The 18,316-nt window shown below is 69.0% G+C and carries 18 protein-coding genes and 1 pseudogene; 8 read left to right on the forward strand and 11 right to left on the reverse strand.

Features of this window, described 5'->3' with window-relative positions:
* Nucleotides 1-7 precede the first annotated feature (7 nt).
* The 11 genes and pseudogenes from ACODT0_RS18485 to ACODT0_RS18535 form a co-directional block, all read right to left on the reverse strand.
* A pseudogene (locus tag ACODT0_RS18485) lies at nucleotides 8-1,485 on the reverse strand (benzaldehyde dehydrogenase).
* Between the two features lie 176 nt (nucleotides 1,486-1,661).
* A complete protein-coding gene (gene cuyB, locus ACODT0_RS18490; protein ID WP_057593065.1) occupies nucleotides 1,662-2,384 on the reverse strand; it encodes a cysteate racemase in 723 nt (240 codons plus the stop codon).
* Nucleotides 2,384-3,073 carry an aspartate/glutamate racemase family protein gene (locus ACODT0_RS18495; RefSeq protein WP_422099050.1) on the reverse strand — a complete coding sequence of 230 codons (690 nt, stop codon included), beginning with the start codon at nucleotides 3,071-3,073 and terminating at the stop codon, nucleotides 2,384-2,386. The genes cuyB and ACODT0_RS18495 overlap by 1 nt, the downstream gene beginning before the upstream one ends.
* A complete protein-coding gene (gene hydA / locus ACODT0_RS18500) occupies nucleotides 3,070-4,581 on the reverse strand; it encodes a dihydropyrimidinase (RefSeq protein ID WP_422099049.1) in 1,512 nt (503 codons plus the stop codon). Before hydA ends, ACODT0_RS18495 begins: the two co-directional genes overlap by 4 nt.
* 20 nt (nucleotides 4,582-4,601) lie before the next feature.
* Complete coding sequence (locus ACODT0_RS18505; RefSeq protein WP_489041942.1) at nucleotides 4,602-5,537, reverse strand: N-carbamoyl-D-amino-acid hydrolase; 936 nt, start codon at nucleotides 5,535-5,537, stop codon at nucleotides 4,602-4,604.
* A gap of 45 nt (nucleotides 5,538-5,582) precedes the next feature.
* Nucleotides 5,583-6,269, reverse strand: a complete 687-nt coding sequence (locus tag ACODT0_RS18510; RefSeq protein ID WP_057593062.1) for an amino acid ABC transporter permease — start codon at nucleotides 6,267-6,269, stop codon at nucleotides 5,583-5,585.
* Between the two features lie 21 nt (nucleotides 6,270-6,290).
* Entirely contained in the window at nucleotides 6,291-6,971 is a 681-nt protein-coding gene (locus ACODT0_RS18515) for an amino acid ABC transporter permease (RefSeq protein ID WP_261213147.1), read from the reverse strand.
* 21 nt (nucleotides 6,972-6,992) lie between these two features.
* Complete coding sequence (locus tag ACODT0_RS18520; protein ID WP_057593060.1) at nucleotides 6,993-7,742, reverse strand: amino acid ABC transporter ATP-binding protein; 750 nt, start codon at nucleotides 7,740-7,742, stop codon at nucleotides 6,993-6,995.
* A 52-nt stretch (nucleotides 7,743-7,794) separates the two neighbouring features.
* Nucleotides 7,795-8,637 (reverse strand): transporter substrate-binding domain-containing protein, encoded by an 843-nt coding sequence (locus ACODT0_RS18525; RefSeq protein WP_261213144.1) that lies wholly within the window; start codon nucleotides 8,635-8,637, stop codon nucleotides 7,795-7,797.
* 257 nt (nucleotides 8,638-8,894) lie between these two features.
* The gene (locus tag ACODT0_RS18530) at nucleotides 8,895-9,809 is read right to left on the reverse strand and encodes a LysR family transcriptional regulator (RefSeq protein ID WP_057593058.1); all 915 of its coding nucleotides are present in this window, start codon (nucleotides 9,807-9,809) and stop codon (nucleotides 8,895-8,897) included.
* Nucleotides 9,810-9,863: 54 nt separating this feature from the next.
* The gene (locus tag ACODT0_RS18535; protein WP_057593057.1) at nucleotides 9,864-10,505 is read right to left on the reverse strand and encodes a GntR family transcriptional regulator; all 642 of its coding nucleotides are present in this window, start codon (nucleotides 10,503-10,505) and stop codon (nucleotides 9,864-9,866) included.
* 498 nt (nucleotides 10,506-11,003) lie between these two features.
* On the opposite strand from ACODT0_RS18535, the gene ACODT0_RS18540 reads away from it, so the two are divergent.
* The 8 genes from ACODT0_RS18540 (at nucleotide 11,004) to ACODT0_RS18575 (ending at nucleotide 18,296) form a co-directional block, all read left to right on the forward strand.
* Complete coding sequence (locus tag ACODT0_RS18540) at nucleotides 11,004-11,954, forward strand: TauD/TfdA family dioxygenase (RefSeq protein ID WP_489041943.1); 951 nt, start codon at nucleotides 11,004-11,006, stop codon at nucleotides 11,952-11,954.
* Between the two features lie 116 nt (nucleotides 11,955-12,070).
* Complete coding sequence (locus ACODT0_RS18545) at nucleotides 12,071-13,042, forward strand: Bug family tripartite tricarboxylate transporter substrate binding protein (RefSeq protein WP_261213139.1); 972 nt, start codon at nucleotides 12,071-12,073, stop codon at nucleotides 13,040-13,042.
* A 71-nt stretch (nucleotides 13,043-13,113) separates the two neighbouring features.
* Entirely contained in the window at nucleotides 13,114-13,989 is an 876-nt protein-coding gene (locus ACODT0_RS18550) for an ABC transporter substrate-binding protein (protein WP_489041944.1), read from the forward strand.
* A 15-nt stretch (nucleotides 13,990-14,004) separates the two neighbouring features.
* Nucleotides 14,005-15,144: an amino acid ABC transporter permease gene (locus ACODT0_RS18555; protein WP_479669234.1), complete on the forward strand. Its 1,140-nt coding sequence runs from the start codon at nucleotides 14,005-14,007 to the stop codon at nucleotides 15,142-15,144.
* Nucleotides 15,145-15,159: 15 nt separating this feature from the next.
* Nucleotides 15,160-15,903 carry an amino acid ABC transporter ATP-binding protein gene (locus ACODT0_RS18560; RefSeq protein ID WP_261213133.1) on the forward strand — a complete coding sequence of 248 codons (744 nt, stop codon included), beginning with the start codon at nucleotides 15,160-15,162 and terminating at the stop codon, nucleotides 15,901-15,903.
* A 63-nt stretch (nucleotides 15,904-15,966) separates the two neighbouring features.
* Nucleotides 15,967-16,686 (forward strand): histidine utilization transcriptional repressor HutC, encoded by a 720-nt coding sequence (gene hutC / locus ACODT0_RS18565; RefSeq protein WP_489042020.1) that lies wholly within the window; start codon nucleotides 15,967-15,969, stop codon nucleotides 16,684-16,686.
* Between the two features lie 23 nt (nucleotides 16,687-16,709).
* Nucleotides 16,710-17,480 carry an AraC family transcriptional regulator gene (locus ACODT0_RS18570; protein WP_261213131.1) on the forward strand — a complete coding sequence of 257 codons (771 nt, stop codon included), beginning with the start codon at nucleotides 16,710-16,712 and terminating at the stop codon, nucleotides 17,478-17,480.
* Between the two features lie 33 nt (nucleotides 17,481-17,513).
* On the forward strand, nucleotides 17,514-18,296 hold the full coding sequence (locus ACODT0_RS18575) for an NAD(P)H-dependent oxidoreductase (RefSeq protein WP_413765418.1): 783 nt from the start codon (nucleotides 17,514-17,516) through the stop codon (nucleotides 18,294-18,296).
* Nucleotides 18,297-18,316 lie beyond the last annotated feature (20 nt).

The following is an 18,316-nucleotide window of genomic DNA, read 5'->3' on the forward strand; positions in this document are numbered from 1 at the left end:
AGGCGCATCACAGGGGATAGCGTGGCGCGGCGTCCTTGACCGTCATCCACTGCCACTGGGTGAACTCCTCCCAGTTGGCGGGCCCGCCGATGCTGGTGCCGTTGCCCGAGGCGCCGACGCCACCGAAGGGATTGACCACCTCGTCGTTGACCGTCTGGTCGTTGATGTGCAGCAGGCCCACGCGCAGTTGCTCGCCGATCGCCATGGCCCGGCCCACCGATCTCGAGATGATGGCGGCCGAGAGCCCGAAGTCGGTCTGGTTCGCGAGCCGCACCGCTTCCTCGTCGCTGTCGAAGGGCGTGATCGAGGCGACCGGGCCGAAGATCTCCTCCTCGAACGCCGCCATGCCCGGCTTCACGCCCGACAGCACCGTGGCGCCGAAGAACAGCCCCTTCGCCTCGCCGCCCGCGGCGAGCTTCGCGCCCTGCGCGACCGAGCGATGGACGATGTCGCTCGCATGGTCCACCTGGCCCTGGTTGATCAGCGGGCTCATCGCGACCTGTCCGCTCGCGGGATCGCCGACCGGCAGGTTGTTCGCCTTCTCCGCCATGCGCCGGGTGAACTCGTCCGCGATCTTCGAATGAACGAGCACGCGCCCGGCCGACATGCAGATCTGCCCCTGGTGCAGGTAGACGCCCCAGGTCGTGTTCGCGATGGCGAGGTCCATGTCCGCGTCGTCGAGCACGATCAGCGAGTTCTTGCCGCCGAGCTCGAGCGACAGCTTCTTCAGGTGCTCGCCGGCCACCTTGCCGACGCGACGGCCGGCGGCGGTCGAACCGGTGAACTGGATCATCCCGACGTTCGGGTCCTTGCACAGCGCCTCGCCGGCATCGCCGCCACCGGGCAGCACGTGGAGCACGCCGGCGGGCAGGCCCGCGTCCTCGAACAGCCGGGCGATGCTGAAGCCGCCGCACACCGAGGTCCGCGGATCGGGCTTGAGCACCACCGCGTTGCCGACCGCGAGCGCCGGCGCCACGGCTCGCATGGCCAGATACAGCGGAAAGTTGAATGGCGAGATCCGCCCACCACGCCGATGGGACGGCGGCGCGCGATGCTGAGCCGCCCGGGCTCCGAAGGCAGCACCTGGCCCTGGGCCTGCGACGGCATCGCGCTGGCCTCGTGCAAGGCCTTGATGGTGACCGCGAGCTCGAACTCCGCCTTGGGCCGGATCGAGCCGCTCTCGCGCACCAGCCAGTCGACGATCTCCTCGCGGTTCGCGCCGGCGAGTTCGGCGGCCTTGCGCAGCACGGCCGCGCGCTGGTCGTAGGGCGTGGCGGCCCAGGCGGCCTGGGCCGCGCGTGCATCGGCGGATGCCGAGGCGATGTCGTCGGGCGATGCGATCGCCACGGCGCCGAGGGTGCGGCCGGTGGCCGGCTCGATCACGTCGCTCGATTTTCCGAGGGCCCGCCACCCGCGGCTGAAGGCCTTGCTGTTCCAGGTCGTCGACGCCAGCCATGGGCCGGCGGCATCGGGGGTGGTGGTCATGGGGAAGGTCCTTCCTGGATGAGGATCGGGGATCGGGCAGGCGCCGGCAAGGCGACGCCTGGAAGAGGGTGCGTCAAATCATTGAGCAGCACCCCGAGCTTCGCTCTAGGAGATTCCCCCATACCTTCGGCCACCATATCTCTATATTCAACAGAATATAGCGACGGCCGATTTCTTCAGCCGGTCGCGACGGCGGGCCGCATCAGCCCGATGGCCTCGCGCGCCAGCGCATCGATCGAATCGGTCAGCACCACATCGAACTCCCCGCGCCGGGCCGCCGGCACGGCCAGCGGCAGCTCGGTGCAACCGAGCACCACCGCGCGCGCGCCTTGCCGCGCGAGCGCACGAATGCCTTCGGCCGCGGGCGCGAAAGCCTCGTCGATGCGGTTGGCCTTCACGGCCGCGATCGCGGGCACACACAGGCGCCGCACCTCCTCGGTGGAGGGTTCGATGGGCTGGTAGCCCGCGTCACGCAGGTGGCGCTGGTACAGCCCCATCGCGATGGTCGCGGGCGTGCCGAGGATGCCGACCTTGCCTTCGGTCACGCCCTGGCGGCGCAGGTCCGCCACCACGGCCTCGACGATATGCAGCAGCCGGGTCGGGCTCGCGGCCTGCAGCTGGTCGAACCACAGGTGGGCGGTGTTGCACGGGATGGCGATGCAGTCGGCGCCTCCGGCCACCAGCGTGTCGATGCCGCGCAGCATGCCGGGCAGCGGGCTCGGCCCCTGGCCGAGGAAGGCCGAGGAGCGATCGGGAATGGCGGGGTCGTTGCACAACAGCACCGGGATGTGCTGCTGGTCGTTGTCGGCCGGCGTGAGCTGCACCATGCGCAGCGCGAAGGCGGCGCCGGCCAGCGGGCCCATGCCGCCGAGCACGCCCAGCCGCCGCGGTGCGCTCATCACGTGGCGGCTCCGTCGCGCCAGGCCCGCGCGAGCCGGGCCGAGAGTTCGGCCGCCGCCTCGCAGGGATCGATCACGGGCACGCCCACCGCGGCTTCGAGCGGGGCGCGCAGCTCGGCCATGCCGGCGCAGCCGAGCAGCACCACGTCGGCGCCGTCCTCGTCGACCAGCAGGCGCGCCGCCGCGATCATCGGCGCCAGCGCATGGGCGGCATCGCCCGACAGGTGCACCGGCAGGTCGAGCGGCCGTTCGGCCACGACGCGCTCGCGCACGCCCAGCGCCTCCCAGTAGCGCAGGTGGCGCGGGATGGCGGCACTCGCGATGGCGACCACGCCCACGCGCGCGCCGCGCGCCATGGCGGCGCGCATGCCGGCCTCGCCCAGGCCGACGACCGGCCGCTCGCTGCGCGTGCGCGCCGCGGCGATGCCGGGGTCGCTGAAGCAGGCCAGCACGAAGGCATCGGCCTCGGCGGCATGCGCGGCCACGTCCTCGGCCGCGAGGCGCGCGCCCAGCTCGAAGTCGTCCTGCGTGACGATGCCCGGCGGGCCGTCGTGCGCGGTGACGCAATCGAAGTCGCATTGCGCGGGCGGCACGGTGGCGCGGAACGCGCGTGCCACGGCCTCGGTCACCGAGACGCTGCTGTTCGGGTTCAGCACGCGCACGCGCGGCGGGGTGGCGGTGGTGTTCATGCCTTCTCCTCGCCGAGGCCGATCAGCGCCTTCAGCACACGGCCGTGCGGGCGCTGCGCGGGCGCCACCGGGGCGCGGCGCGCGAGGTCCGGCGCGCCGCGGCGCAGGTACTGGCCGCTGCCGCGCTCGGCATGCAGCGCGCCGTCTTCGATCACCACGCGCCCGCGGCTCACGACCACCTCGGGCCAGCCCTGGATGGTCCGGCCCTCGTAGGGCGTGTAGCCGGCGTTATCGTGCAGCATCGCGGCGCTGATGGTGGTCTCGCGCTCGGCGTTCCACACCGCGATGTCGGCGTCCGCGCCCAGCGCGATCGCGCCCTTGCGCGGCGCCAGGCCGTAAAGCCGGGCGTGGTTGGTGGCGGTGAGCGCCACGAACTGGTGGATGTCGATGCGCCCCTTGAGGAAGCCTTCGCTGAACAGCAGCGGCAGGCGCAGCTCGATGCCGGGCACGCCGTTGGCCATTTCCTTGAAGGTGGTGGCGTCGCCCTTGGGCAGCTTGCCGGTCTCGTCGAAGCGGTAGGGCGCGTGGTCCGACGAGTAGGTGGCCAGGGTGCCGTCGATCAGGCCGCGCCAGATGGCTTCCTGCGCATCGGCATCGCGCGCGGGCGGCGAGCAGCAGAACATCGCGCCCTCGAGGCCCGGGCGGTCCATGTCGGCCGCCGTCAGGAACAGGTACTGCGGGCAGCTCTCGGCCAGCACGTTGGCACCCAGGGTCTGGGCCTGGCGGATTACTTCCACGGTGTCGCCGCCGGCCACGTGCACCAGCAGCAGCGGCACGTCGACCAGCCGCGCCAGCGCGATGGCGCGGTAAGTGGCCTCGGTCTCGGCCAGCGGGTCGTGCGCCACACCGTGGAACTTCGGCGCGGTGTGGCCGCGGTCGATCAGGCGCTGCGCGATCCAGCGGATCATGTCGTTGTTCTCGGCATGCACCATCACGAGTGCGCCCTCGGCCCGCGCCAGCGCGAGCACCTCGAGCAACTGGTAGTCCTCGAGCTTCATGCGGTCGTAGGTCATGTAGACCTTGAGCGAGGTGATGCCGTCGCGGATGGCCGCGGGCAGGTCGGTCGAGAGCGTGGCGTCGTCGGGGTTGGCCAGGATCAGGTGGAAGCCGTAGTCGATCACCGCCTTCTCGGCCGCGCGCCGGCTGTAGTCGGCCAGCACCTCGGGCACCGACATCTCGCGGTGCTGCGCCGCGAAGGGAAGGATGGTGGTGGTGCCGCCGAAAGCAGCCGACACGGTGGCCGAGTAGAAGTCGTCGGCGCACATCATGCCCATGCCCGAGCGCTGCTCGACGTGGCAATGGCTGTCGATGCCGCCCGGCAGCACCCAGCGGCCGGTGGCGTCCACGTCGCGGCGGCCCGGCGGCAGCGAGCCGCCGATGGCGGCGATGCGGCCGTCGCGCACGCCGAGGTCGCCCTCGACCACGCGGCCGTCGGTGACGATGCGCCCGCCGCGGATCGTGAGGTCGAAGGGTTCTTCGCCGATCAGCGAAGCGATGGTGGTGTCCATGAGGGGTTCCGTGCGCGCGTTCAGACCAGCGGCTCGCCCGCGCCCGTGCGCTCGACGATCAGGCGGTAGTGCTCGGGGCGGCGGTGCTTGGCGAAGTTGAACACGTGCTGGCGGAAGTACTCGCCCAGCGACATGTCGGCCTTCACGCAGATCACCTCGTCGTCTTCCGTGAGCGAGCGCGCCACGATCTCGCCCGTGGGCGCGACGATGGCCGAGCTGCCGATCATGTGGTGGCCGTCTTCCGAGCCGCACTTGGCGGCCGCCGCCACCCAGATGCCGTTCTGGTAGGCATTGGCCTGCAGCGACACCAGGTGCGTGGTGGTGCGCAGGTGCACCGGCTCGTTCCAGTGGATGTTGAGCGAGGGCGTGTTGTAGCCCAGCACCACCACCTCGGCGCTCTGCAGCGCCATCACGCGGTAGGTTTCGGGCCAGCGCCGGTCGTTGCACAGGCACATGCCGAAGCGCGTGCCCATGGTGTCGAAGACGCGGAAGCCCAGGTCGCCGACCTCGAAGAACTTCTTCTCCAGGTGCTGGAACGGCGCCTCGGGCTTGTGCTCGGAATGGCCGGGCAGGTGGATCTTGCGGTACTTGCCGACGATGGCGCCCGCGCGGTCCACGACGATCGCGGTGTTGTAGCGCGTGCCCTCGGGCGTCAGTTCGGCATAGCCGAGGTAGAAGCCCAGGCCGAGCTTCTTCGCCTCGTCGAACAGCGGCTGCACTTGCGCATTGGGCATGGCCGGCTCGAAGAAGCGGGCCTCGGCCTCGGCCTCATCCATCCAGTAGCGCGGAAAGAAGGTGGTGAGCGCGAGCTCGGGGAACACGACCATCTCGGCACCGCGACCCTTGGCGTCGCGCATCAGCTCGACCATGCGGCGCACGACCGCCTCGCGGGTGTCCGCCAGATGTACCGGGCCCATCTGGGCGACGGCCAGGCCCAGGGTACGTTTGCTTGTCATCATTGCTTCCTCAATCAGCGTTGGTGGTTGTAGGGGACAGGCGCCTCAGGCGGCCTTGGGGTTGGGTCGGCGCTGGCGTTTCTCCAGCCGCCCCAGCAGCACGACCAGCGGCCACAGCAGCGCGAGATAGATCAGCGCGGCCAGCACGATGGGCGTGGGGTTGTAGAGCATCGATTGCGCGGAGCGCGCGGCATACAGCATCTCGGGCACCGACACCACGCTGGCGATGGTGGTGAGCTTCACCACCTCGATCATGTTGCTCACGAGGTCGGGGAACACGTTGCGCACCGCCTGCGGGATCTCCACGAACAGCAGGCTGGCCGGGCGGCCCATGCCGGTGGACAGCGCGGCCTCGCGCTGGCCGCGCGGCACCGACTCCAGGCCCGCGCGCAGGATCTCGCCGAAGTAGCTCGAGTTGTTGAGCATGAAGCCCAGCGCCACGCAGGCCATCGGCGAGAGCTCCATGCCGAGGTAGGGCAGGCCGGTGTAGAGGAAGATCAGCAGCACCAGCGGCGGGAAGGCGCGGAAGAAGTCGATGTAGACCACGAGCAGCGCGCGCACCAGCCGGTTGCGGATCACGAAGCCGGCCAGCGCCAGCACCATGCCGGCCGCCAGCCCGAGCGGGATCACCCACGCCGACAGCAGCAGCGTGTTGAGCAGGCCCTGCAGGATGTAGGGCCCGACCTCGCGCACCACGCCGAGGTTGAAGAAGTACTGGAGGATGAGTTCCATGGAGGGCTCCGTTCGGCGGCGTCAGTGGCGGCCCGCGCCGTGGCGCCGCTCGATGTAGCGCCCGGCGACCACCACGGGCAGGAAGATCACGAGGTAGCCCAGCGCGCCCATCATCAGCGGCGTGGGATTGCCCGCGAAGCTGGTGGCCGAGGTGGCCTGGTTCAGGATCTCGTTGAGCGCGGCCACCGAGCCGTAGGCCGTGCCCTTGGTGATGGCGATCACGCGGTTGGTCAGCGGTGCCACCATCAGCCGGCACGATTGCGGCAGCAGCACGTGCACCATGGCCTGCGTGTGGCTCAGGCCGGTGGAGCGCGCGGCCTCCATCACGCCGCGCGGCTGCGACTCGATGCCGGCCCAGAACACCTCCTCGGAGAAGGCCGCGAGCACCAGCGTCAGGGCCAGCCAGGTCGAGGCGAAGGCGCCGAGCGACACGCCCAGGAAGGGCAGCGCGTAATAGAGCAGGATGATCAGCACCAGCGGCGGCAGCGCGCGCAGGATGTCGACCAGCGTCGACACCAGGAGCGGCAGCCCGCGCACCGGCAGGCTGCGCAGGTAGGCCAGCACGATGCCCAGCGCCAGGCCGGCGGCGATCACGGCCAGGCCCAGCTCGATCGTCACGCGCGCGCCGTCCAGCACCTGGGGCAGGTAGCGCGCGGCGATGTCGCCGTTGAAGAAGGTGAAGACGAGCTTGTCGAACTGCATGCGGCGCTTCCGGTCGGTCGCTCAGAGCGCGCGGCTGCCGATGCTGGCGATGAAGGCCGCGGTGCGCGCATGCACCGGCGCCTCGAACACCTGCGCGGGCGAGCCCTGCTCGACGATGACGCCGCCGTCCATGAACACCACGCGGTCGGAGGCCGCCTTGGCGAAGCCCATCTCGTGCGTCACCACGACCATGGTCATGCCGTCGGCGCGCAATTCGCGCATCACCTGCAGCACGCCGCCGACCATCTCGGGGTCGAGCGCGCTGGTCGGCTCGTCGAACAGCACCAGCGCGGGCTTCAGCGCGATCGAGCGCGCGATGCCCACGCGCTGCTGCTGGCCACCCGACAGCTGGGTGGGGCGCACGCGCGCCTTGTGTTCCATGCCGACGCGCGCGAGCGCCTCCATGGCGCTGTGCTCGGCCGCGTCGCGCGCCATCTTCTTGACCTTGCGCAGCGCCAGCGTCACGTTGCCCAGCACGTCGAGGTGCGGGTAGAGGTTGAAGGCCTGGAACACCATGCCCACGCGCTCGCGCAACCGGTTCAGGTTGGCGCCGCGCGCATAGATGTCATGGCCTTCCACGCGCACCTCGCCGCGGCTGGCGTCCTCCATGCGGTTGCAGCAGCGCAGCAGCGTGCTCTTGCCCGAGCCCGAGGGCCCGATCACCGAGACCAGCTCGCCCGCCTGCACGTCGAGGTCGATGCCGTTGAGCACGGGAACGCTGCCGAAGGATTTGTGCAGGTTGCGGACTTGCAGGAGCGGGGAAGACGTCACGGCGATGCTCGGCTTGTGGGGGACTGGGTGAACGGGAAGGGCAGGGACGCGCTTACTTGCAGACCGGCTTGGCGCTCGTGGCCTCGTAGCCGAACAGGCCCGGGATGCCGTGGCCGGCCGGCGAGACCACCGTGGCCGAGTCGGCCGCCGGCTCGGCGCCGAACCACTTCGTGTGCAGCTTCTGCAGCGAGCCGTCGAGCTTCATGCACTTGAGCACGTTGCTCACCTGGTCGCGCCCGGCCTTGTCGTCGATGCGGAACGGAATGGCCCAGACCGAGCCGGTCTTGATGACGAAGGTGGTCTTGATCGCCGGCGTGCTCTTCACGGCCCAGGCCGAGGGCGTGACGCCCGCCAGGTTGGCGTCGCCGCGGCCCGAGATCACGGCCTGCACCGCGTCGGCGTTGGTGCCGTAGACGGCGATCTCGTAGCCGTACTGCGCCTGGTTGTTGCGCGCCCATTCCTCGGGGCCCGAGCCCTTGTTCACCGCGATGGTCTTGCCCTTGAGGTCTTCCAGGCGCTGGATGTCGTTGCGATCCTTCTTCACGACCAGCGTGAAGTTGTTCTCGAGGTAGCCCTCGGTGAAGAGCACGGACTTCGCGCGCTCGGGCGACACCGTGGTCGGCGCCATCAGGAAGTCGAACTTGCCCGCGTTGAGCGCGGGGATCAGCGCCGAGTACTGCGCGCCCTCGATCTCGATGCGGCGGCCGAGACGCTTGGCGATCTCCTCGCCGAGCTCGACGTTGAAGCCCTGGTAGCCGCCGCTGAGCTTGGGGAAGGCATGCGGCGGGAAGTTGGGATCGACGCCGGTGCGCAGCGGCGCGGGCTGGGCAGCGGCGCCACCCGCGATGAGGGCGAAGGCCAGCGGCGCCAGCAGGGACTTGAGGTGACGGAACATGGGCTTTTCTCCAGAAATAGTCGCGGTCGGAACGGCGGGGTTCGCGGGGTGCGAACTGCATCGCCGTGGTGTGCGGCGGCCATGCGACGAATTATTTCGAGCGGGAAAAGCGGCGTCGATTGATGCTTTGTGCGGCGTCCTTGCGCGTGGGTTAACACCTGGCCTCGGGCTGGTGCACCATGCTGGCGCACGCTTACATGCGGTGCGAATCGCATGCTATTGGGGCATTCCCTGGCCCGCGGCGGCGGGCCCGCCGGTCAGTCCTCCTGCACTTGCGGCGCGGCGAGCCCGCGCTGCATCAGCACGCTGCGCAGGGTGCGCGCGAAGGCTTCGGCGGCCGGCGAGAGCGGGTCGGTGCGCAGGTGCACGAGGTGCGCGACCAGCGGCTCGATGCCTTCCACCGGCAGGATGCGAAAGCGCGCGTCGGGCCAGGCCTGCAGCGAGAACTCGTCGACCAGCGCGATGCCCGCGCCCAGGTGCGTGAGCGCGCAGGCGTTCTGCGGTGAACCCACCTCGAGCATGGTGCGCGGCACGTTCTCCTGCGAGGCGAAGAAGTGGCGCACCAGTTCGCCGAAGGGCGTGCCGCGCGGGTACGACATCAGGTCGTAAGGCAGCAGGTCCTGCGCGCCGACCGCGTTGCGCGCGGCCAGCGGATGCGTGCGCGGACAGATGCACACGATGCGGCAGCGCGCGACCGGCATCGTGATGAGGTTCGGATGGTCCACCGCCTCGAGCGAGATGCCGAGGTCGAAATGCCGGCTCAGCAGGCGCTCGCGCAGCAGGTCCTGGTTGAGGCACTTGAAATGCACGCGCGTCTCGGGGTTGGCCTGGTGGTAGTGCGCGATCGCCATCGGCACCAGCATGTGGCCGATGCCCGGGCTCGACACCACGCTGATCAGGCCCGAGCGGCGCGCCGAGAGCTCGTGCGTGAGGTCGCTGATGCGCTGCACGCCCTGGTAGACGTCCTCGACCTCGTGGTACAGGCGCCGCGCCTCGGCCGTGGGCGACAGCCGACCCTTGATGCGCATGAAGAGCGGAAAGTTGAGCTGGGTCTCGGTGTGCGAGAGCACCCGGCTCACGGCGGGAACGGACACATGCAGCAGGCGGGCGGCATCGCTCACGGAGCCGGTGGCCATGATGGCCCGGAACACTTCGATTTGGCGCAGATTCATGGCGCGGAACTTTAGCGCTACATCGCGCCGCCCCTGGAACCGCGCCGCGGGCGCCTATTCCTGCAGCGCCGCCTGCGTGTGCTCGATGTGCTTCTCGAGCAGTTCCACCGCCAGCGGGATGTTCTTGGCGATGCAGGCCTTGAGGATCTGCGAATGCTCGGACTGCGAGGACTTGCGCCCCACCTTATGCGACTGCAGGGCGCGCAGGTGGCGCGCGATGCCGCGCACGCTTTCCTCGATCATCCTGAGCAGCTTGTCGCGCCCGCAGGGGCGGTAGAGCGTCAGGTGGAACTCGAGGTTGAGGTCGGCCCACTCTTGCGGCGATTCGCTGCCGTCGTAGCGCGCGATGATCTCGCGCGCGGCGCGGTGGTCGGCGGGGCGCAGGTGCGGGATCGCGAGCTTGAGCGCGCGGGTCTCGAGCGCGATGCGGATGTCGAGCGCCTCGACCAGGTCCTTGATCGACTGCGACGCGACGGTCGAGCCCGCGTGGGCGCGGTGCTCGATCAAGCCCTCGGCCTCGAGCCGCTTCAAGGCCTCGCGCACGGGGATGCGGCTGACGCCGAAGCGCTCGGCCAGCGCCTGCTGCTTGAGCTGCACGCCGATCCCCAGTTCGCCGCTCAGGATCAGTTGCCGCAAGGATTCCGTGACGGAATCGGCCGAGAGGATCTGCTCGCCGGTCGGTGCCTGGGCCACCATTCGAACTCCCTTGTTGTCTTCGCCATGAACTGCGGGGATTCTACGGAAGATCCCATTTCGGATCCCTTGGACGAGGGGGCCGGGACATCCTGTATAGCCGGCGGCCGCGGCAGCGGTTAAAAACGAGATCCTGGATTGGATCCAATCTGGAACGCTTCTTGCTCGCCGTTTTTCCTGAAGTTCGGAAGGGGCCTGCCAGGCGACGAATGTGTGCGTTGCGCCCCACATTGGATCCAATCCTGAATTCAATCATGGAGCCATTTGTAGGTATTTGCCCTTGATTTGCCCTCGTGCCCGTTGCGGTGGATGCGAATGGCTGCCTAACATCTGTACCTGTCTATACATCAGTAGACAAAGCCCAATCATCTTTCTGGAGAGTTCATGTCCGAGTCGAGTTATCTGAGCGGCGCCTGCGTTTGGTCGGGTGCCGAGATGGGCCAAAACCATCGGTGGGTCAAACAGTTTCCCGCCGTCGTTCTGGATCAAATCGATACTGCGTTGCAAAAGACCGAGGGCCTCGACTGGCGCAGGATCGACCGCCAGAACTTCCCGCTGCCCGATGCCAAGGCCTTCTTCGACGAGGTGCGCGAAGAGCTCGAGAACGGCTCGGGCATGGTCAAGATCCGCGGCCTCGAGGTCGGGCGCTACCAGCAGGAACAGCTGCGCCGCATCTGGTACGCGCTGGGCGCGCACCTGGGCACGCCGATGTACCAGAACTACCGCGGCGAGGTGATGCGCGAGATCAAGGACGAAGGGATGGGCGTCGGCGCCAAGCTCTACGGCGCGACCGTCGACGAGCACGGCAAGCAGTTCCTCTCGTCGGGCGCGCGCACGCTGTCGCCGGGGCAACTGCGCTTCCACACCGACCGCTGCGACGTGGTCGGGCTGCTGTGCGTGCGCCAGGCCTCCGAAGGTGGCGTCAGCAAGCTCGCGAGCAGCGCGACCGTCTACAACCGCATCCTCGAGCGCCGGCCCGACCTGCATGCGCTGCTGTGCAGGCCGATTCCGCGCAGCCGCTTCGGCGAGGAAGCCGGTGGCGAGCACGTGGCCTACGACCTGCCGATCTTCGGCGTGCGCGACGGCAAGCTCACGAGCCACTTCTCGCTGACCTACATCGAGAATGCGCAGATGCTGCCCGGCGTGCGCAAGCTCGGCGAGGCCGAGCACGAAGCCATCCAGTTGCTGATGCAGGTGGCCGAGGAGGAATGCTTCGAGATGCGCTTCGCGCCCGGCGACATCCAGCTGCTCAACAACCACGTGATCTACCACGGCCGCACCGCCTTCAAGGACAACGTGCAGACCGGCGAGGACCGCATGCTCATGCGCCTGTGGCTCTCGGTGCCCAATTCGCGCGCGCTGCCGCCCGACCATGCCGTGCTGTGGGGCGATGTCGGTTCGGGCAAGCCGCACGGCGGCATCGCGCAGCCCGCGGCGGCGCTGCCCGCCTGAACCCGCGCCCTGGCCGGCGCCCGGCCAGGCCCTGGATCCCTGTCTTCGCCGCAGGACCTCCTTTGCAAGGGGGTGCTGCCTTCTGCAACTTGCGTGCGTTCTCGCTGGAGGTTCCCATGAATGGATGGATGCGATGGCTGGCCGTGGCTTTCATGGTCTGCACGGCCGGTGCCGCGTCGGCGCAGGACTGGCCGAGCCGGCCGATCCGCTTCGTCGTGCCCTGGCCGCCCGGCGGACTCAACGACACCATCGCCCGCGCGTTCAACGACCGCGTCGGGCAGGCGCTGGGGCAGCCGGTGGTGCTGGACTTCAAGCCCGGTGCCGCGGGCCGCATCGGCGTGTCGGACGTGGCGCGCTCCGCGCCCGACGGCTACACCGTCGGCATGGGCAACCTCGGGCCGCTGACGATCCATCCGGTGCTCTACAAGCAGATGCCCTACGACGTGAAGAAGGACCTGCTGCCGATCGCGATGTTCGCCGCCTCGCCGCTGGTGCTGGTGGTGCCCGTCACTTCGCAGTTCAAGTCGGCGCGCGACCTGGTCGAGGCGGCGCGCGCGAAGCCCGGTGCCTACAACTTCGCCTCGGTGGGACTCGGCAGCCCCGCGCACCTGACCTTCGAGCTGGTGAACGCCAAGGCCGGCATCCAGATCGTCCACGTGCCCTACAAGGGCACCAACGAAGCCCTGCCCGCGGTCATCGCGGGCGACGTGCACGCCACCTTCGACACGCTGTCGAGCCTGCAGCCCTTCATCAAGGCCGGCAAGCTGCGCCCGCTCGCCGTCACCACGGCGGAACGCGTCGCGCAGTTCCCCGAGGTGCCGACGCTCAAGGAGCTCGGCCTGCTCGATGATCCGGTGCTGTCCTGGTATGCGCTGATCGCGCCGGCGCGCACGCCGGCCGCGATCGTCGCGAAGCTGTACAAGGCCTACGGCGATGCCGCGCAAACCCCGGAGATCCAGAAGCTGCTGGCCGCGCAGGGACTGATCTACCTGCCGATGTCCTCGGCCGAATTCCAGGCCGGCATCGACAAGGAGACCGCCCGCTGGGGCCGGATCATTCAAGACCACCGCATCGAAGTCACGCCCTGAACGCCGCGCATCTCTCGCCACCCGGACCGCTTTTTCCCCCTCGATTCCAACCAACCCAACGGAGCCCCGACATGACATCCCCCAAGCGCCAACGAACCACGTCCCACGCCAGGCCCATCGCCTCGGTACTCGCAGCCCTCCTCGTGAGCGCCGCCTCGTTCGCGGCTTCCGCGGCGCCGGACTACGGCAAGTGCGAAGTCACGGGCCAGCGCGGCTCGGTGAAGCTCGAGACCGTGGTGCCGGGCGCGCTGTCCGTGCGGCCCGTGCTGCCCTCGCCGGGCTGGTGGAACGGCGACTCGATCGACACCATCAAGGACGGCTTCGAATACTGCATGGCCGCCAACATGGCCTACCGCGCCGGCCTCGACAAGGTGATGGTGGTGAACCGCTCGTTCGCGCAGATCCTCACGGGCCAGGCGCAGGGCTTCGACATCGCGCTGAGCCAGATCACCATCACCGACGAGCGCAAGAAGGTGGTGAACTTCACCGAACCCTACTTCAGCTCGGACCAGGGCATCCTCGTGAAGGCCGGCGTCAAGGTCGACAAGGAGAGCATCAAGAAGCTGCGCCTCGGCGTGAAGCAGGGCACCACCATCCTTGGCTACCTCGCCGACAACGTCAAGCCGGTGGAACAGCCCAAGGTCTTCGCCGAGGCGGCCGCGATGTACGCGGCGCTGGCGGCCGGCCAGGTCGATGCCGTGCTCTACGACACGCCCAACCTGCTGGCGCGCGCCAAGCAGTCGAACGGCCTGTTCGAGGTGGTCGGCCGCTACGACACCGGCGAGCGCTGGGGCGGCCTCGTCAACAAGGACTCGCAGAACATGGCGACCTTCAACAAGCTGATCGACGAGATGAAGCGCGACGGCACCTTCGCGCGCCTTGCGAACCAGTACCTGACGCCCAGCCTCGGCGCCGATCCCACCAAAGTGCCCGTCTTCAATCCCTGAGACCGAGATCCGACCATGAACAGTGCAACGCAGCAGTCCGCCGGCCTGCCTTCGCCCGTCGCGGGGCAGGAGCGCCGCCTGAACATCGGAGGCATGCCGAAGGTGCCGCTGATGCTCTTCCTCTTCGCGCTGGCGGGCGTGATCCTGGTCGTCGCGGCCAGCTGGTACACCCTGCAGTCCCTGCGCGAGGCCCTGCGGGGCAGCGCCTGGGACGGCTGGTGGATCACGGCCGGGGCCGGGGTCCTGGCGCTCGCGTCGCTGGCCGTGGTCCGGCCGCTCGCGCGCGCCTTCCAGCGCTGCCGCGGCGTGCGCGCGGCGGCGGGCCGCATGGACATCGTGGCGGCGCGCATCGAGCGCTCCGACGCCTGCGTGCAGAGCTGGATCGCGCTCGGCCACACGCTGGCGCAGTTCCTCGTGGTGCTGGGCTTCCAGTTCCTGCTGGCCAACAACCAGGCGGTCGCCAAGACCTTCTTCCTGGTGCCGCTGATCGTGAAGACCTTCCCGCTGGTCCTCGATGCGTTCTGGGTCAACGTGAAGATCTTCCTGATCGCCGAGGTGCTGGTGCTGGTCTGGGGCCTGATCGTGGCGCTCGCGATGTTCGCGCCCGGGGCTGCCGGCAAGCCACTGCGCTTCATCGCTACGGCCTATGTCGACGTGTTCCGCTCGATTCCCGCGGTGCTGGTGATCTACCTGGTCGGCTTCGGCCTGCCGTTGACGGGCGTGCCCATCCTCAAGGACCTGTCGCTCACGACCTATGTCGTGATCGCGCTGACCCTGACGGTCGGTGCCTACGTGGCCGAGATCTACCGCGCGGGCATCCAGAGCGTGCACTGGAGCCAGACGGCCGCCTCCCGGTCGCTCGGGCTGTCGCACATGCAGACGCTGCGCTTCGTGGTCGTGCCCCAGGGCGTGCGCCAGATCATTCCGCCGCTGCTCAATGCCTTCATCGCGCTGCAGAAGGACACCGCGCTGGTCAACGTGGTCGGGGTGGTCGACTCCTTCAACCAATCGATGATCGTGGCCTCCAACTACTACAACCTGTCGGCCGCGACCACCGTCGCGCTGCTCTTCATCGTCATCTCCATCCCGCAGACGCGCTTCGTGGAGCGCATGGCCCGCCGCGATCGCGCCCGCATGCGCGCTGGCAACGCATAAACCGAGTCCCCACACATGTCCTTCATCGAGATCAGGGAAATTTCGAAGTCCTACGGCGAGCTGCCGGTGCTCAACCGGCTCGCGATGGCGGTCGAGGAGCACCAGGTGGTGAGCCTGATCGGTCCCTCGGGCTCCGGCAAGTCGACGCTGCTGCGCTGCATCAACGGCCTGGAACCCATCGACGCGGGCGAGATCCGCGTGCACGGCGACCGCATTACCGGGCCGGGCGTCGACGTCAACTCGCTGCGGCGCGACATCGGCATCGTGTTCCAGGGCTACAACCTGTTCCCGCACATGACCGTGCTGCAGAACGTGACGCTGGCGCCGATCCAGGTGCTCAAGCAGTCGAGGGAGGAGGCCGAGGACCGCGCGATGGCGCTGCTCAAGCGCTTCAGCCTCGCGCACAAGGCCAAGGAATATCCCGACCGCATGTCGGGCGGCCAGCAGCAGCGCGTGGCGATCGTGCGCGCGCTGGCCATGGACCCGATGGTGCTGCTGCTCGACGAGATCACCTCGGCGCTCGATCCCGAGCTGGTGTCCGAGGTGCTCAACATCGTGCGCGACCTCGCCAACGAAGGCATGACCATGCTGCTGGCCACGCACGAGATGGGCTTCGCGCGCGAGGTCTCGTCCAAGGTCTGCTTCCTGTGCGACGGCGTCGTCTGCGAGGAAGGGCCGCCCGAGCAGATCTTCGGCGACCCGCGGCAGGACCGGACCCGTTCGTTCCTGCGCAGCATCAAAGAGGCGAAGCGCATCTAGATGAGCGACCGAAGCGCCCGCCGGCCGCGCCGCGACGCTCCGGACGAGGAGGGCGGCCGTGGCATGCTCGAGGGAATGACGACGACCCTGCACGAGCGAATCAAGGCCCATGTGACGCAGGGCATCCTCGACGGCACCTGGCAGCCGGGCCAGCGGCTGCCATCCGAGTTGGAGCTGGTCACGCAGTTCGGCGTCTCGCGCATGACCGTCAACAAGGCGCTGCGCGAGCTCGCCAACGCGGGCCGGATCGTGCGCGTGGCGGGGGTCGGCACCTTCGTGGCGGAGAAGAAGCCGCAGTCCACGCTGCTGCAGATCGCCAACATCGCGAGCGAGATCCGGGCCCGCGGCCACGAGCACCGGTGGCGCGGCCTGTCGCGCGAGCGCGTGGCGGCCGCGCCCGACATCGCGGCCTGGCTCAACATGCTGCCGGGGCAGTCGATCTTCCGGCTGCAGAGCGTGCACCTCGAGAACGGCGTGCCCGTGCAGCTCGAGGACCGCTACGTCAACCCGAAGATGGCGCCCGCCTTCCTCGACCGGGATTTCTCGGACATCACGCCGGGCGAATACCTGCTCTCGCTGGTGCAGGCCGATCTGGTGGAGCACGTGGTCGATGCCGTCATGCCGACGGCGGAACAGGCGCGCATCCTCGAAATGAAGCCCACCGAGCCCTGCCTGCAACTGACGCGGCGCACCTGGCTGCGCGAGGTGCCCGTGACCTGGGTGCGCTGCCTGAACCCGGCCTCGCGCTACAGCCTGGGCAGCCGGTTCCGGCCCTCGCCCTGAACCGCGCCGGGCCGGAACGCATCATGCGACTCGACGAACAGGTGCAGGCGTGGCTCACGCGCACGCCCGGGCTGATCGAGACCCTGTTCGACCGGCTGCCCGACGTGCTGTTCTACGTCAAGGACCAGCAGGGCCGCTACCTCTGGGCCAACCAGACGCTGATCGACCGCGCCGGCCTGCAGGACGGCGAGAGCGTGGTGGGCAAGACCGCGGACCAGCTGTTCCCGGCCAGCGGCCTCAGCACGGTGGCGCAGGACCTCGAGGTCATCGACAGCGGCCGGCCGATGCGCGAGCTGCTGCGCATGTACCAGACCTGGCGCGGCGACCGCTACTGGTGCCTGAGCTCCAAGTTCCCGCTGCTCGATGCCGACGGCCGCATCGTCGGCCTGGCCGGGCTGTCGCGCGACCTGCCGCGCCCCAACGAGCGCCATCACAGCTACCGGCGGCTGCGGCGCTTCCTCGATTTCATCGACGCGGGCCTCGACGGGCCGGTGCTGATCGCCGAGGCGGCCGCCCATGCCTCGGTGTCGATGGACACGCTGGCGCGCCTGGTGCTCGAGGTCTTCCACGTGACGCCCAAGCAGTTGCTGATGAAGAAGCGCATCGACAAGGCCTGCCAGCTGCTCGAGGAGACGCCGGCCTCGATCACGGAGGTGTCGGCCGCCTGCGGCTATGCCGACCACAGCGCCTTCTCGCGCCAGTTCAAGGTGGCGACGAACATGACGCCGGCGCAGTACCGCGCCTCGCGCCGCGACTATGCAGAAAACCGCAACCCGGTGCGCCGTGCGTTCTAGCTGCGCCTGAGCCCGGCGCTCAGAATTCGCGGCATGAACTGCCTGATCGTTTATGCCCACCCCGAACCCGCATCGTTCAACGGCGCACTGAAGGACGTCGCTGTCCGAGAGCTCGAGCGCATGGGCCATTCGGTGGTCGTCAGCGATCTCTACCGCATGGGCTGGAGCCCGGCGCTGGGCCCGGCCGATTTCGAGGGCGGGCGCGCGAACGCCGACTATCTCGATCTCTCGCGAGAGCAGGAACATGCCTTCGCGGCCGGCACGCAGCACCCCGCGGTGGCGGCCGAGCAGGCGAAGCTGGCGGCGGCCGACTTCGTGTTGCTGCAGTTCCCGCTGTGGTGGTTCTCGATGCCCGCCATCCTCAAGGGCTGGGTCGACCGCGTGCTGAGCCGCGGCTTCGCCTACTCGGCGGGGCGCAAGTACGAGACCGGGCATTTCAGGGGCAAGCGCGCGATGCTCAGCATCACGACCGGCACGGCCTCCACGCTCTACGAGCCGAACGGCATCGACGGCGATCTCCATCACGTGCTCTGGCCGATCCACAACGGCATCCTGGCCTATACGGGCTTCACGGTGCTGCCGCCCTTCGCCGCCTGGATGCCCGCGCGGCTGTCGCCGCAGGAGCGCCAGGCCTGCCTCGATGCCCATGCCGAGCGCCTGCGCGGCATCGAGCGCATCGAGCCGCTGTTCTTCCATCCCTGGAGCGACTACGACGAATCGCAGCGGCTCAAGCCGGGCGTGGTGGCGCGCTCGGGCGTGCAGTGGAATCCGCGCGCCGGCCAGAGTTTCGAGGACTCGGCGTCGGCCAATGCCTGAGCGTACTGTGCAGGAAACCC

The sequence above is a fragment of the Variovorax sp. FG153 genome (assembly GCF_057809595.1).

What these genes read in the sequence shown, in the direction of transcription:
- hydA (WP_422099049.1), bottom strand. Translation starts at nt 4,581, where the DNA reads ATGGACACCACCATCGCTTCGCTGATCGGCGAAGAACCCTTCGACCTC.
- ACODT0_RS18570 (WP_261213131.1), top strand. Translation starts at nt 16,710, where the DNA reads ATGCGACTCGACGAACAGGTGCAGGCGTGGCTCACGCGCACGCCCGGG.
- ACODT0_RS18515 (WP_261213147.1), bottom strand. Translation starts at nt 6,971, where the DNA reads ATGCAGTTCGACAAGCTCGTCTTCACCTTCTTCAACGGCGACATCGCC.
- ACODT0_RS18560 (WP_261213133.1), top strand. Translation starts at nt 15,160, where the DNA reads ATGTCCTTCATCGAGATCAGGGAAATTTCGAAGTCCTACGGCGAGCTG.
- cuyB (WP_057593065.1), bottom strand. Translation starts at nt 2,384, where the DNA reads ATGAGCGCACCGCGGCGGCTGGGCGTGCTCGGCGGCATGGGCCCGCTG.
- ACODT0_RS18510 (WP_057593062.1), bottom strand. Translation starts at nt 6,269, where the DNA reads ATGGAACTCATCCTCCAGTACTTCTTCAACCTCGGCGTGGTGCGCGAG.
- ACODT0_RS18545 (WP_261213139.1), top strand. Translation starts at nt 12,071, where the DNA reads ATGAATGGATGGATGCGATGGCTGGCCGTGGCTTTCATGGTCTGCACG.
- ACODT0_RS18495 (WP_422099050.1), bottom strand. Translation starts at nt 3,073, where the DNA reads ATGAACACCACCGCCACCCCGCCGCGCGTGCGCGTGCTGAACCCGAAC.
- ACODT0_RS18550 (WP_489041944.1), top strand. Translation starts at nt 13,114, where the DNA reads ATGACATCCCCCAAGCGCCAACGAACCACGTCCCACGCCAGGCCCATC.
- ACODT0_RS18555 (WP_479669234.1), top strand. Translation starts at nt 14,005, where the DNA reads ATGAACAGTGCAACGCAGCAGTCCGCCGGCCTGCCTTCGCCCGTCGCG.
- ACODT0_RS18535 (WP_057593057.1), bottom strand. Translation starts at nt 10,505, where the DNA reads ATGGTGGCCCAGGCACCGACCGGCGAGCAGATCCTCTCGGCCGATTCC.
- ACODT0_RS18505 (WP_489041942.1), bottom strand. Translation starts at nt 5,537, where the DNA reads ATGACAAGCAAACGTACCCTGGGCCTGGCCGTCGCCCAGATGGGCCCG.
- ACODT0_RS18530 (WP_057593058.1), bottom strand. Translation starts at nt 9,809, where the DNA reads ATGAATCTGCGCCAAATCGAAGTGTTCCGGGCCATCATGGCCACCGGC.
- hutC (WP_489042020.1), top strand. Translation starts at nt 15,967, where the DNA reads ATGCTCGAGGGAATGACGACGACCCTGCACGAGCGAATCAAGGCCCAT.
- ACODT0_RS18525 (WP_261213144.1), bottom strand. Translation starts at nt 8,637, where the DNA reads ATGTTCCGTCACCTCAAGTCCCTGCTGGCGCCGCTGGCCTTCGCCCTC.
- ACODT0_RS18575 (WP_413765418.1), top strand. Translation starts at nt 17,514, where the DNA reads ATGAACTGCCTGATCGTTTATGCCCACCCCGAACCCGCATCGTTCAAC.